Source organism: Aurantimonas sp. A2-1-M11 (assembly GCF_036549475.1).
GTDB lineage: Bacteria > Pseudomonadota > Alphaproteobacteria > Rhizobiales > Rhizobiaceae > Aurantimonas.
The window spans coordinates 17,868-31,749 of the sequence record NZ_JAZHLI010000028.1 but is presented as its reverse complement, the minus strand read 5'-3'; the positions used below and the strand labels follow the sequence as shown (position 1 = coordinate 31,749).

Genomic DNA, 13,882 nt, shown 5'->3' with positions numbered 1-13,882 from the left:
GGCGGCAGCAGGCGATCCTGCTCTCGCAGGCCGGCCACATGCCGGCCCCCATGCCATCAAAGGGCAAGAGAGCGGCAGACATGAACATCCGCGACGTCGAGGTCATCGCCCCGAACTTCAAGCGGCGGCTCTCCGGCGTTACCTCGACGATCATCCAGCTCCTGCCGCTGCAGGCCCGGACCATCGGCATCGCGACGATGGGGCCGGACGTCCTGCCGCGGGACGTTCCCCGCCTGCCCTATTCGGCACTCCTGGCACTCTGGAGCCGTCCCGCGCGCCGCCGGCACCGCATCTGGCATGCGCGGCGCAACGTCGAGATGCTCGCCGGCATTGTCCTGCGCGACGTCCTGCGGATGCCGCTCAAGCTGCTCTTCACCTCCGCCGCCCAGCGCCGCCACACGCGCTGGACACGCTTCCTGATCCGCCGGATGGATGCGGTGATCGCCACAAGCAGCCGGAGCGCCTCCTATCTGGACGTGCCAGCGCGGGTCGTGATGCACGGCGTCGATCTGGAACGCTTTCGGCCGGACGGTGAACTGCCGGCTGGCGAGTTGGCCGATCGTCTGGCCGGCCGGCTGGTCATCGGTTGCTGCGGGCGGATCCGACACCAGAAGGGAACGGATCTCTTCGTCGACGCCCTTCTGGCGGTGCTGCCCGACCATGGCGACTGGACGGCTGTCATCACCGGTCGAACGACACCCGAACACGCTGCCTTCGAACGCGCGCTTCGCGGCAGGATCACCGCTGCGGGGCTGGAGGCGCGCATTCTCTTCGCCGGCGAGGTGCCGGACATCGCGCCGTGGTTCCGGCACTTCGACCTGTATGTCGCGCCGCCCCGCAACGAGGGTTTCGGGCTGACCCCGCTGGAAGCGATGGCCAGCGGCACGCCGGTGGTGACCAGCGATGCCGGCGCCTTCGCCGAGCTCGTCGTGGAGGGGGTGACCGGCCGCGTCGTGCCGGCCGGCGACGCCGACGCCTTGGGGGCGGCAATCCGACCCTATCTGGCGGATGCGCCGTTGCGTGCAGCGACCGCCGCGGCGGCTCTGGCCCATGTGCGGGTCCATTTCGCGCTGGAGCGCGAGGCGGCGGAGATTGCCGCGATCTACGACACCCTCTGGGCGGACTGATCAGTCGAAGCGGATCGGCAAGATCGCGCGAAACTCGTCCTCGTCCAGTTCCGGTGCCCGGAAGGCAACGTCGTTCAGGCGGCGCACATGCAGCGGCAGCAGATTGAGCTGGGTGCGCAGCCGTCGGGCATGGAACGGCCAGTGGCGAAGCGCCAAGCCCAGCCGCTTGCGCGGCTGATGTATGGACGTGGTCGTGCGTATGCCGGCGTCGATGCCGCGCCCGGCCAGGACATGCACCTGCACAGCGACCGCCGGCTCTACCTGGGCGGTGCGCAGATCCGCGACGGCGAAGATGAAGGCGTCGGACGGCGCCGCGAGCTTGCAGGCAAGGTCCGCCAGCTTCCGTCCGCCGGCAGGACTGCAGTAATAGGCAGCGGTGCCGGACTTGTCCCGCGCGACCGCGGTGAAGCGGGCCGGCGCATCGGTGCGAACCGAATGGCGGGTCATGAACTTGCGCCGCCCATAGCATTCCAGATTGATCAGATCGAAGCCTGTCGGCAGATTGGCGATCACCGCCGCAAAGCGCGGCGACAGCACGGCATCATCCTCCAGAATGACGATGCCGTCACGCGAAGCCGCCGCACGCTCCCAAAGCGTCCTGTGGGACAGGAACAGCGCCAGTTCGGGGCCCGTGATCGGCCGCTCCCACCGATGCGACAGGTCATGGACGGTCGCCTCGTCGATGCTCTCGGCATCGCGCGCGGGAAACCGCGTCAGGGCGACACCGCGCAATGCGCCCTGGCGCTCCATCAGGGCGCGACGGTCGACCGCGCGATCGAGGTTGATGTAGACGACGTCAGGTGCTCTGCTAGCCAATGCTTCCCCTCCCTCAGTCGGTCCAGACCGACGGAAAGAGCAGGATGAGGACCGTCACCAATTCCAGGCGGCCGAGCAGCATCATCCCAGACAGCGTCCACAGCGCCGGGTCGGGCAGCGAGGCGAAATTGCCGGCAGGCCCGATGATCTGCCCGAAACCGGGGCCGACATTGGCAATTGCAGTCAGGGCACCGGAGAAGGCGGTGATCAGGTCGAGCCCGAACATCGTCAGCAGGACAGTGCCCAGCAGCAGCGTCCCGAAGAACAGGAAGAAGAAAATCGTCACGGTCTGGATCGTATCCGACGAGATGTCGTCATTGCCGTATTTCAGCCGGATGATGGCATGCGGGCGCACCAGCCGGCGAAAGCTGGAGCGCACGAGACGATAGAGGATGACGAGGCGGTTCGCCTTGATGCCACCGGAGGTTGACCCGGCGCAGCCACCCAAGAAGGTCGCCAGGAAGAACAGGCCGATCGCGGCGTTGGACCACAGCGTGTAGTCCTCGGACGCATAGCCGGTCGTGGTGATCACCGAGACCAGGTTGAAGGTCGACGAGATCAGCGCCTCGCCGAAGGGCGTGTCGTTGATGATCCGCCGCGTCACCGCGATGGCCAGGCTCAGGACCAGGCAGGTCACCAGGAAGACGGCGATCTGCGGATCGCGCCACAGCTGGAAGCGCCGCGGCAGGAAGGCGCGGATGTAGATGACGAATGGGAGTGCCCCCAGGATCATGAACACCGTCGCGGCGACGAGGATGCCGTTGTTCTCGAAATAGCCCATCGAGCTGTCATGGGTGGAGTAGCCGCCCGTCGCCATCGTGGTCATGGCGTGGTTGATGGCGTCGAAGAAGCTCATGCCGAGCGAGGTGTAGGCGACGGTGCACATGACGGTGAGCACGGCATAGGCGGCGATCAGGCCGCCTGTCAGCTGGTTCACCCGCGGCAGCACCTTGTCCGACTTGTCGGAGCTCTCCATGTGGAACAGCGCCAGGCCGCCGGCGCGCAGCGACGGCAGCACCAGAAGCACCATGCCGATGATGCCGATGCCGCCGAGCCATTGCAGCAGCGAGCGCCACATCAGCAGGCCGCGCGGCAGCGCGTCGAGACCGGAGATCACCGTCGAGCCGGTCGTCGTCAGGCCGGACATGGATTCGAAGATCGCGCCGGCGAAGGTGACGTTGACGGACGAGATGTAGATCGGCAGCGCGCCGATCAGGGTGGCGAAGAGCCACACGCTGGTGACCAGCTGGAAGCCGAGCCGCTGGGTGAATTTCGGCCGCTCCCCGCGGGTCGCCGCGGCCAGCAGGATGCAGACCATTCCCACCAGCAGGCTGCAGCCCACGAAGACCCGCCAGTCGTCGTTCTCGTCGGCAAGGTCGACGAGCGCGGGAATGAGCATCGCGGCCGCAAGACCCAGCCCGAAATTCGAGGTGACGTACGCGATGGTCCTGAAAATGGAATGGCTCCGGGACGTGGCATCTTCGGGGACGCGAAGGCCTCGCGTGAGGCGGTCTCATACCCCCTCGGCGCTGCCTCGGCAATCGGGCGGGGGATTGACGGCGCGAGCGGGTCGCGAGCGGGCCGTTCGTGTTGCAGGGCCGCATCCCCTCGTCTATTGAACGGGCGGGCGGGCGTCGCCATTTGCCGGACGCCAATCCAGCGAGGCCAATATGACCCAACGCCATGCGGAAATCCTGATCGTCGGCTCCGGTCCGGCCGGCTACACCGCCGCCATCTATGCCGCGCGTGCCATAATGAAGCCGCTGCTCGTCGCTGGGCTCCAGGAGGGCGGCCAGCTCACCATCACCACCGATGTCGAGAACTATCCCGGCTTTGCCGACCCGGTCCAGGGTCCCTGGATGATGGAGCAGATGAAGGCGCAGGCGCTCAATGTCGGCGCCGAGATGGCGAGCGACCTGATCGTCGAGGCCGACCTCGCCGTGCGCCCGTTCCGCCTGACCGGCGATTCCGGCACGATCTACACCTGCGACGCGCTCATCATCGCCACAGGCGCCCAGGCCAAATGGCTCGGCCTGCCGAGCGAGGACCTGTTCCAGGGCTTCGGCGTCTCGGCCTGCGCCACCTGCGACGGCTTCTTCTATCGCGGCAAGGACGTGGTCGTGGTCGGCGGCGGCAACACCGCCGTCGAGGAGGCGTTGTATCTGTCCCATATCGCCAGGTCGGTGACGATCGTGCATCGCCGCGACGAGTTCCGCGCCGAGCGCATCCTGCAGGAGCGCATCTTCAAGGCCGCCAATATCGACATCGTCTGGAACACCGAGATCGACGAGATCCTCGGCGTCACCAAGCCGATGAAGTCGGTCAACGGCGTCAGGCTGCGCAACCGCCTGACCGGCGAGTTGTCCGAGCTTGCGACGGACGGCGTCTTCGTCGCCATCGGCCATGCGCCGGCGGTCGAACTGTTCGTCGGCCAGCTGAAGCAGAAGCCGTCCGGCTATCTGTGGGTCGAGCCCGGCACGACGCAGACCTCGGTTCCCGGCGTCTTCGCGGCGGGCGACGTCGCCGACGACGTCTACCGCCAGGCGGTGACCGCCGCCGGACTGGGCTGCATGGCGGCGCTCGAAGCAGAAAAATGGCTCGCTGCGCAGGCCGCCCAAGGCACGCAGCAGGCTGCCGAGTAGTTGGTACGGGCAGGCACGATGCCTGCCGGGCCTCAGGCCGTCCGGGGATAACGACCTATGGCTCTCGACTGGGACAAACTGCGGATCTTTCATGCCGCCGCCGAGGCCGGGTCGTTCACCCACGCGGCGGACGTCCTGAATCTCAGCCAGTCGGCGATCAGCCGGCAGGTCGCGGCCCTGGAGCAGGAGGTGGGCACCCCCCTCTTCCATCGCCATGCCCGCGGCCTGGTGCTTTCGGAACAGGGCGAATTGCTGTTCCATACGGCCAGCGACGTGCTCAAGCGCCTCGAACAGGTGCGCATGCAGCTGACCGAGACCCGCGAGAAGCCGACCGGCAAGCTGCGGGTCACGACGACGGTGGGCCTCGGCTCGGGCTGGCTCACCGAGCGCGCCAAGGAGTTCCTCGAGCTTTATCCGGATCTCGAACTGCAGCTCGTCTTCGACAATGAGGAAATCGACCTCACCATGCGCAAGGCGGATGCGGCGATCCGCCTGCGCCAGCCGCAGCAGCCCGATCTGATCCAGCGCCGCCTGTTCACCGTGCATCTGCACGTCTATGCGTCGCCGGCCTATCTCAACCGGTTCGGCACGCCCGAGACGGTCGAGGATCTGGACAATCACCGGATCATCACCTTCGGCGAACCGGCCCCGAACTACCTGCGCAACCTGAACACGCTGGAGACCGTGGGCCTGCCCGACGGCAAGAGCCGCAGCCCGATCCTGCAGATCAACAATCTGATGGCGATCCGCTCGGCCATCGAAAGCGGCATCGGCCTCGCACTGCTGCCGGACTACATGATCGACAAGCGGGTGAAGCTGGTGCAGGTGCTGCCGGAGATGGAGATGCCGACCTTCGACACCTATCTCTGCTACCCCGAGCAGATGCGTAACGCCGCCAAGCTCAAGGTCTTCCGCGACTTCCTGATCTCGAAGGCGCGGACCTGGGCCTTCTGACCGGCTGAACTATCCGCTTTCGCGGTGTCTGGGCCGCCGTTCCCGTGGCGCGGACCGGGACGGAGCGGCGACACCCCGTGCCGGGGATGCGGGAACCGGCCGGAGCCGGCTCCTGCGAGCGAACTACATCCCGGCCTTCTCGGCGATGCCCTGAAGGCCCGCATCATAGATGCCGCCGACCACCTCGCCGGCTTCCGCATCCGTCGCGCCCTTGGCGTCGAAGGTGCCGTTCCAGCTGATCGTCGAGCCCTTGCCGGCCGCTGTCACCGTGATCGTCGATTTGTAGTTCTCGACCGGCAGCGGCCCCTCGATGATGCGGTAGGTGTAGGTCATGGCCGCGTCGTCGCGCGATACCAGCTCCTCCACCAGGGTCGCGCCGTCGCCCAGCGTCAGGGTGCGGCGGGTCTTGCCGCCCTCCTCGCTCTGCTCGCATCGGGTCACGGCCGGATGCCACTCGCCGATGCCGCAGAAATCGCCGACCGCCGCCCACACCGCGGCGGGCTCGGCCTCGGTCTCCATCGTCTTGCCGACCTCCACCGCATGGGCGGGTGCCGCCAACATCATAGTCGCCGCGGCCAGTCCCCAGATCAGTTTCTGCATGTGTCGTCTCCTCCGCGCCCGACTGCGCCGGACGTCATTGTCGTGCCCGCCACGAAGCTAAGCCAGACGGCTGCGACAGGAAGGGCCGACGCCGCCTCGCCCGCCGAAACGGCGCGCACCCGCCGGCGTCCGTGCGCCGGTCTGCGACGCACAGGCAAAAAAATGGGCGGCTCTGAGGCCGCCCGAAATTTGGCTGGAGTATCAGGCCATGAAAACCTGATGTCGTTGAAACGTGGTCGATACCGGAAGGTTGCATCGGCCCGGTCGAATCCGCACAACCCGCGCATTGCGGGCAATCGCCACGCAAAGCGGTTCGCACCCGCAACCAATGTTGCCCGGTAACGTTACGGGTGCGGGGCGCGATCTTACGACCGCTGACGGGCTGTTCGCCCGCACCGTGGCAAGACGGCGCAGAAAATTTCGACCTTAGGAGTCACATTCATGTTTCGCGACAAGCCCACCGCCTACGACCGCCTGTCCGACGCGCTGAGCGATATCGGCGACCGTCTGACGGAAATCGAGGAGCGCGCGGTCGAGACTGTCCGGCCGCGCCCGACGCGCGCCGAGCGCTTCCGCCGCTCGTTCGACCGCGCCAATCCGTTCCATTCCGAGCCGACCGGCCTCGCCCGCTACCTGCCGGAATTCGCCACGGCCTGGAGCCTGCCGAGCACGGACGAAGCACGCCGGCACGCGCGCTCGCTGCGCGACACCGCCGAGCACGGCGCCCATGACGTCCGCGGCTATTTCGACGACGCCCGGCATTATCTCGCCGGTGTCCGCCTGCCCCGCGCCATGCGGCGCAGCGATTCCGAGCGGGTGATCGACAGCCTGCGCGCCCGGCCGGAACTCACCGCGCTGCTCGTAGTCGGTGGTGCCGTCGCGGTGGTCGGCGCCGCCTATTTCGTCACCAAGAAGGTGCAGGAGCATACCGAGGAGCCCGATTACGACGTCGTGCGTGACGACGGCGAGATCCAGATCCGCGACTATGACGGCATGATCGTCGCCGAGACGATCAAGAGCGGCTATCACGAGAAGGCCCGCCGCAGCGGCTTCGAGACGCTTTACGACTACATCGCCGCCAAGAGCCGCTCGGGCAAAAAGATCGCCATGACCAGCCCGGTGCTGCAGCAGCTCGCCGAAGGCGCCGGCCACACCAAGGGCTGGGCCGTGCGGTTCGTCATGCCGAAGAAATACACGCGGGCCAGCCTGCCCGAGCCGACGAATACCGGCATCACGCTGAAGGAAGTGCCGGCGCGCCGCATCGTAGCGATCTCGTTCGCGGGCAATTTCAACGCCACGCTGGCCAGCAAGCAGCTGATGAAGCTGTACAATTATCTGGCGGACAACAACCTCACCCAGAAGGGCGATCCGGAATACGCCTTCTACAATCCGCCTTGGACGCCCGGCTTCATGAAGCGCAACGAGATCCTCATCGAGATCATGCGCTAGCATCCGGACCGTTCCACCCGCGCGATCTCCCCGGCAACGTTGGGGAAGATCGTCGGGAAGACGCCGACCCCGAAACTACCCGACATGTCGAAAAGCCCGCCTCGCGCGGGCTTTTCGCTGTCTGCGTCCGATACAGACAATTTTAATCATTAACTAGAGATTGGCTTTCAACCCAATCTTTACTGATATTCATTGCCTATCCATCCGCCTTCGTCTTCACTCCTCTCATGGAAACGATTGTCCGGAGTGGATGAGGATGAAGCGACTTGTTGCTTTGCTGACGGCCGGGAGCAGCCTGCTCTTCGCCATCTCGCCGACCATGGCGGGCGGTGCCCGCGCCGTGTCCTGCTACCAGCCGGTCCATGAGCCGGCGGAATATGCCTCGGTCGCCGAGACCGTGATGGTGCGGCCGGCCGAGACGATCTACGAGACCGTGCCGCCAGTCTATGGCTACGAGAAGCGGCGGGTCCTGGTCGAGCCGGAGCGCATCGAGCGCAGCATCGTGCCCGCCCGCTACGAGACCGTCGCGCGCCAGGTTCTCCTTCGCCCCGCCCGGACCGTCCACCGGTCCTCGCCGCCGGTGTACCGCAAGGTGGCGGAAACCGTCCTCGTGCATCCGGCCACCGAGCGCTGGGAATGGCGCGTCATCAATGGTCACCGGGTCTATTGCCGCGTCGTGGTGCCGGCGCGCTATGCCACCCAGTACCGAAAGGTCATCGTCGATCCCGGCGAGAGCTGGACCGAGACGATTCCCGCCGAATACGGTGTCGAGCATGTCCGGGTGGAGGTCGAACCGGCCCGCACCCGCGAGCATCTGATTCCGGCGCGCTACGACACCATCCGCGAGACGGTCGTCCTGGAGCCGGCGCGCTCGGTCGCCCGGACCATTCCCGCCGAATACGACACGGTGCATCGCCGGGTGAAGGTGCGCGAGGGTCGCTCCGGCTGGCAGCAGGTGCATCTGGGCAGGTCCTGCTGACCCGGCAGACCGGCCAGGGCGCGACATTGCACAGTAAGGCCGGACGGCGATGTCCGGCCTTACTGCGTTGTAGATCGATGGTGATGGCAGGCCCGGCGGCGCGGCGCGCAGCCTCTCGCGACTTTGCCTGCGGCCCGATCAGATCTTGATGACATAATGCTTCTTCGTGGGCTCGACGACCTTCCAGCGGCCCTTGAAGCCCGGCCGGATGACGAAGCTGTCGCCGGCGACCAGCTTGATCGGCTCGCCGCCATCCTCGGTCAGCACCGAGACGCCTTCCAGGATGTGGAAGAACTCCCACTCGTCATAGTCGATGTCCCACTCCCCGGCGGAGGATTCCCAAATGCCGGCATACAGGCCCTGGCCGTCGTCCTCGATGTTCCAGGTCTTGTTGCTCGGGCGGCCGCTGCGGATCTTCTCGCGGTCCGGCGCTCCCGTCTCGACGGGCACCAGCGCCTTGTCGAAGCGGACGAAATGCTCGGTCATGTCGGTTTCCTTCGTCGTTTGCGACGGCCAGAAATCACCGGCGGCGCGAGGCGTTCCCGCGGTGCGCGAAAAAGGCCGGTCGCGCGGGCGGCCGGCCTTTCGTTGCGTCGGTTCAGAGCGTGCCCCGTGGCCGGCTCAGACCTTGGCGAGCGCCTGGTCGAGATCGGCGATGATGTCGGCGACGTTCTCGATGCCGATCGACAGGCGCACCACGTCCGGGCCGGCGCCGGCGGCGATCCGCTGGTCGTCGGCGAGCTGCTTGTGGGTGGTGGAGGCAGGGTGGATCACCAGCGAGCGGGTGTCGCCGATATTGGCCAGATGCGAGAACAGCTCCAGCGCCTCCACGAAGGTGACGCCGGCCTCGAAGCCACCCTTCAGGCCGAAGGTGAAGACGGCGCCGGCGCCGTTGGGCGAGTATTTCTGCATCATCGCGTGGTTGGGATGATCCGGCAGCCCCGAATAGGAGACCCAGCCGACCTTCTCGTGGGTCTGCAGATGGGCAGCCACGGCCTTGGCATTGTCGCAGTGGCGCTGCATGCGCAGCGGCAGCGTCTCGATGCCGGTCAGGAGCATGAAGGCGTTGAAGGGCGAGATCGCCGGTCCCAGGTCGCGCAGGCCGAGGACGCGGCAGGCGATGGCGAAGGCGAAATTGCCGAAGGTCTCGTGCAGCACGATGCCGTTATATTCGGGCCGCGGCTGCGACAGCATCGGATAGCGGTCGGTCGCCGACCAGTCGAAGGTGCCGGCGTCGACGATGGCGCCGCCCATGGAATTGCCGTGGCCACCCATGAACTTGGTTAGCGAATGGACAACGATGTCGGCGCCGTGCTCGATCGGCCGGCACAGATACGGCGTCGCCATGGTGTTGTCGACGATCAGGGGGATGCCGTGCTTCTGGGCAATCGCCGCGATGCCGGCGATGTCGACGACGATGCCGCCGGGATTGGCGATCGATTCGATGAAGATCGCCTTGGTCTTGTCGGTGACCGCCGCCTCGAAGCTCGCCAGATCGTCGGGGTCGGCCCAGTTCACCTTCCAGCCGAACGACTTGAAGGCATGGCCGAACTGGTTGATCGATCCGCCATAGAGCTTCCGCGACGCGACGAACTCGTCGCCCGGCTGCATCATCGCCTGGAAGATGATCAGCTGCGCGGCATGGCCGGACGCCACGGCCAGTGCCGCGGTGCCGCCCTCGAGCGCTGCGACGCGCTCTTCCAGCACGGCCTGGGTCGGGTTCATGATGCGAGTGTAGATATTGCCGAACTGCTGGAGCCCGAACAGCGACGCGGCGTGATCGACATCCTCGAAGACGAAGGACGTGGTCTGGTAGATCGGCGTCGCGCGCGCGCCCGTCGCCGGGTCCGGCTGCGCGCCCGCGTGGATCGCCAGTGTCTCGAAATTCGGTCCGCTCATCTGTCTCTCTCCCCATCCGTGATGCCGTCCCGGACGCCCTTCGACGGGTTCCCCGGTGCTCGGCCCGCTCTAGCATGGCTCGCCCGGTGCCGCGAGAAGCCGGCGCGCATTTCTCAAATGTCGCAGCATTGCGATGCAACCGGCGCGCCCTGCGGGCCATTCTGCCAGGATCGAACGAACCATCAGGGAACATCACGCATGCCGAATTCCAACGGACAGATCCGCTACGCCGTCGTCGGCGGCGGCTGGATCTCGCAGGGCGCCTTCATGCCGGGCGTCGGCCAGACGTCGAACTCGGTCATGACGGCGATCGTCACCGGCGACCCCGAAAAGGCCCGTGGCCTGGGCGAACTCTACGGCATCAAGGGCTATGATTACGACGAATACGACGCGCTGCTGACCAGTGGCGAAATCGATGCCGTCTACGTGGCCACGCCGAACTTCCGGCATCGCGAATTCGCCGAACCCGCCCTGAAGGCCGGCATCCACGTGCTTCTGGAAAAGCCCATGGCGGCGAGCCTGGCCGACGCCGAAGCCATCGAGGCCGCCGCCAGGGCCTCCGGCGCCAAGCTGATGGTGGCCTACCGCCTGCACTGCGAACCGGGCACGCTGGCCATCGTCGAGGCGATCCGCGCCGGCGAGATCGGCACGCCCCGCTTCTTCACCGCGACCTTCTCGCAGATGGTCAAGCCCGGAAACCACCGCGCCCTGAATGGCTACTGGGCCGGCCCCGTGCCCGACATGGGCACCTACCCGATCAATGCGGTGCGCAATTTCTTCGAGGCCGAGCCCATCCGCGTCATGGCCCTCGCGTCGCGGGTGCCCGAGCGTGACCTGGGCTGCGACGACACGGTGAGCGTCATCCTCACCTTCCCGGAAGGACGCAGCGCCAGCTTCACCGTCAGCTATTCGGCCGAGAGCATCGACCGGCTGCATGTGGTCGGCAGCGAGGGCATCATCGAGGCATATCCGGCCTTCGGCTTTGGCGAGGGCACCTCGATCGACTTCCGCCTCATCGGGGACGGCGAGACGCAGGAGCGCAAGGCCCCGGTGGTCGATCATTTCGGCGGCGAGACCGATTATTTCTCCGACTGCATCCTCAACGACCGCCAGCCCGAGCCCGATGGCGAGGAAGGCGTCCTGGACATGATCGTCCTCGATGCGATCGACCGGTCCATCGCCACGGGCGCGCCCCAGGACCTTGCACCCCGGTCGCGCACGCGCCGGATCGACACGGACCAGGCGCGGGCCCTGCCGCTGGCCGACGTGCCGGAATTCGTCAACACCGACGTCCCGATGGACTAGCGCTTCCCTCGCTTGACGGGGCCCGGTGACCATGCAACTGCAGGCGGCCGGGCGACCTTTAGTGCCGCCCCTGCCCGTCTGCAGCCTTCTGGCGATACGGCGCGCGCCCCGGCGCGCCAGTTCCCTTGGCATCTGCAACCCGGCCGCCCTTGCGCGCTCGAAAACCGCACGGATGGCGGTAACCCCAAGACATCATTGGGGTTCGGTTGCCGGAAAATGCCCCGACCGAACCTTTCGTTCAGATCCATGCCGTATTGGTGACCCACCGACGAACGGCAGCCGTCAGTGCAAGGCTGCCAGATGCCGCGCCGGGTGGAGGAGAGAACGGCCATGCGCAAGATCCTGTCTGCGACGAACCGCTTGCGTGACCAGATGAGCATGAAGCAGCAGTCGGCCTTGCTGACTGCCCTGCTCTCCATCCTGGTGGTTGCGGCGATGACCATGGCGACCGCATACCTCATCCGTGACCGGGCAGTCGACACGGCGAATGCCGAGATGCACGACCTCGCCCAGTCGATGGCGGACCGTCTCGACCAGGAGATGTTCGAGCGCTTCCGCGAGATCGGCAATTTCGCGTCGCTCGCCACGCTGAACGACAGCTGGGACGGCGACCGGGACGGCATCCGGCGGCTCGTCGACCAGTTGCAGGCGACGCTGCCGCGCTATGCCTGGATCGGCTACGCCTCGCTCGACGGCGAGGTCCTCGCGTCCACGGGCCGCACGCTCGAGGGCGCCTCGGTGGCCGAGCGCCCCTGGTTCGCCGCCGGGACGCAGGCGACATCGGCCCTCGACCTGCACGAAGCCAAGCTGCTGGCCGACATTCTCGGCCCCTCGGTCGACGGCGAGCCCTTCCGGTTCGTCGATGTGGCAGCGCCGGTGCGCGACGAAGCGGGATACGTCAAGGGCGTGCTCGGCGCGCATCTGAGCTGGTCGTGGGCCCAGTCGGTCCGCAGCTACCTGCTGAACGGCATGGATCCGAACCTGCAGACCGATCTGTGGGTGACCGCATCGGACGGCACCGCCATTCTCGGGGCCGAATTCGGGCAGCCGGTGCTGTCGCCGGATCGCGCGCGCCTCGTCCGGCAGACCTTCGTCGGCGGCGAGGGCGAGGCGACCTATCTCGCCTCGGCCGTCGCCACCAGGGGCTACGAGGCCTATCCGGGTCTCGGCTGGATCGTTGTCGCCAAGCGTCCCATGTCGGTCGTCCTGGCGGATGCGAACCGCGTCACGCTCGTCGTCATCCTCATCGGCCTGATCGCCGCGGCAGCCGGCATTGCAGCCGCCTTCCTGATCGCAGGGCGCGTGACGAACCCCCTGACGCGCCTCGCCGCGGACGCCGATCGGCTGGGTCGCCAGGTCGGAGGAACCGCCGTCTTCGATCGCCAGCGCGGTTCCTCCGACATCCTGCGGCTCTCCAGTTCGCTGCGTTCGCTGATGCGACGGGTGGATTCGGCCGAAAGCGATGCAACGGAAGTCCGCGGCCTGATGGAGCGGTCCGAGCAGGCCTACACGATCAAGACGCGCGAACATCAGGAGACCGTGCGGAACTTGCGGCAACTGGCCGACACCGACCCGATGACCGGCCTGATGAACCGGCGCAGCTTCCTCGGCGACGCCAAGGACGTCCTGTCCTTCTTCCGCCGCTACGACAGCCGCTTCGCGATCCTGATGATCGACATCGACCATTTCAAGCGCGTCAACGACGCCCATGGTCATGCCATCGGCGACGACGTGATCCGCTCGGTCGCCAGGGTTCTGGCCGAGGCGGCCCGCCAGACCGATCGCGTCGCCCGCTTCGGGGGCGAGGAATTCGTCGTCCTGCTGCGCGAGATCGACGAGACGTCGCTGGCGGCCTGGGCGGAGCGGATGCGCAACGCCGTGCAGGCCACCGTCCTGGACACGGAGGCCGGCCCCGTCAGCGTGACGGTCAGCGTCGGCGCGACCCTGGTGTCGCCGGGCGACCGGGATGTCGAGGACGTGCTGCACCGGGCCGATCTCGCGCTCTACAGCTCGAAATCCAATGGCCGCAACATGCTGACCGTGTCGCAGGGGCTCGAGGTGGTCGACAAGGCGGCCTGAGAGGCGTCGTCCCGGCCGCCCGCCCCGGCGCT

Annotated in this window: 12 protein-coding genes; 7 read left to right on the top strand and 5 right to left on the bottom strand. The window is 66.8% G+C overall.

Annotated features, from left to right (window positions below):
- Window positions 1-80 precede the first annotated feature (80 nt).
- Entirely contained in the window at window positions 81-1,127 is a 1,047-nt protein-coding gene (locus tag VQ042_RS13985) for a glycosyltransferase family 4 protein (RefSeq protein WP_331820271.1), read from the top strand.
- Here VQ042_RS13985 and VQ042_RS13980 read toward each other — a convergent pair whose 3' ends face one another.
- The gene (locus tag VQ042_RS13980; RefSeq protein WP_331820269.1) at window positions 1,128-1,943 is read right to left on the bottom strand and encodes a glycosyltransferase family 25 protein; all 816 of its coding nucleotides are present in this window, start codon (window positions 1,941-1,943) and stop codon (window positions 1,128-1,130) included. It abuts the gene before it with no gap.
- A 13-nt stretch (window positions 1,944-1,956) separates the two neighbouring features.
- Window positions 1,957-3,342 (bottom strand): TrkH family potassium uptake protein, encoded by a 1,386-nt coding sequence (locus VQ042_RS13975; protein WP_331820267.1) that lies wholly within the window; start codon window positions 3,340-3,342, stop codon window positions 1,957-1,959.
- A 271-nt stretch (window positions 3,343-3,613) separates the two neighbouring features.
- Here VQ042_RS13975 and trxB point away from each other — a divergent pair, with 271 nt between their 5' ends.
- Together trxB and VQ042_RS13965 are read left to right on the top strand one after the other, a co-directional pair.
- Complete coding sequence (gene trxB, locus VQ042_RS13970; protein ID WP_331820265.1) at window positions 3,614-4,585, top strand: thioredoxin-disulfide reductase; 972 nt, start codon at window positions 3,614-3,616, stop codon at window positions 4,583-4,585.
- 57 nt (window positions 4,586-4,642) lie between these two features.
- The gene (locus tag VQ042_RS13965; protein ID WP_024351295.1) at window positions 4,643-5,539 is read left to right on the top strand and encodes a LysR family transcriptional regulator; all 897 of its coding nucleotides are present in this window, start codon (window positions 4,643-4,645) and stop codon (window positions 5,537-5,539) included.
- Window positions 5,540-5,662: 123 nt separating this feature from the next.
- Here VQ042_RS13965 and VQ042_RS13960 read toward each other — a convergent pair whose 3' ends face one another.
- Entirely contained in the window at window positions 5,663-6,139 is a 477-nt protein-coding gene (locus VQ042_RS13960; RefSeq protein WP_331820258.1) for an SRPBCC family protein, read from the bottom strand.
- 441 nt (window positions 6,140-6,580) lie between these two features.
- Here VQ042_RS13960 and VQ042_RS13955 point away from each other — a divergent pair, with 441 nt between their 5' ends.
- Window positions 6,581-7,588, top strand: a complete 1,008-nt coding sequence (locus tag VQ042_RS13955; protein WP_331820256.1) for an SOUL family heme-binding protein — start codon at window positions 6,581-6,583, stop codon at window positions 7,586-7,588.
- A gap of 256 nt (window positions 7,589-7,844) precedes the next feature.
- Complete coding sequence (locus VQ042_RS13950; protein ID WP_331820254.1) at window positions 7,845-8,567, top strand: hypothetical protein; 723 nt, start codon at window positions 7,845-7,847, stop codon at window positions 8,565-8,567.
- A gap of 138 nt (window positions 8,568-8,705) precedes the next feature.
- Here the strand turns inward: VQ042_RS13950 and VQ042_RS13945 are convergent, their stop codons facing one another.
- Both VQ042_RS13945 and VQ042_RS13940 read right to left on the bottom strand, forming a co-directional pair.
- The gene (locus tag VQ042_RS13945; RefSeq protein ID WP_331820252.1) at window positions 8,706-9,053 is read right to left on the bottom strand and encodes a cupin domain-containing protein; all 348 of its coding nucleotides are present in this window, start codon (window positions 9,051-9,053) and stop codon (window positions 8,706-8,708) included.
- Window positions 9,054-9,188: 135 nt separating this feature from the next.
- On the bottom strand, window positions 9,189-10,466 hold the full coding sequence (locus tag VQ042_RS13940) for an O-acetylhomoserine aminocarboxypropyltransferase (RefSeq protein ID WP_331820250.1): 1,278 nt from the start codon (window positions 10,464-10,466) through the stop codon (window positions 9,189-9,191).
- 198 nt (window positions 10,467-10,664) lie between these two features.
- Here VQ042_RS13940 and VQ042_RS13935 point away from each other — a divergent pair, with 198 nt between their 5' ends.
- Together VQ042_RS13935 and VQ042_RS13930 are read left to right on the top strand one after the other, a co-directional pair.
- Window positions 10,665-11,771 (top strand): Gfo/Idh/MocA family protein, encoded by a 1,107-nt coding sequence (locus VQ042_RS13935; RefSeq protein ID WP_331820247.1) that lies wholly within the window; start codon window positions 10,665-10,667, stop codon window positions 11,769-11,771.
- A 330-nt stretch (window positions 11,772-12,101) separates the two neighbouring features.
- On the top strand, window positions 12,102-13,850 hold the full coding sequence (locus tag VQ042_RS13930; protein ID WP_331820245.1) for a sensor domain-containing diguanylate cyclase: 1,749 nt from the start codon (window positions 12,102-12,104) through the stop codon (window positions 13,848-13,850).
- Window positions 13,851-13,882 lie beyond the last annotated feature (32 nt).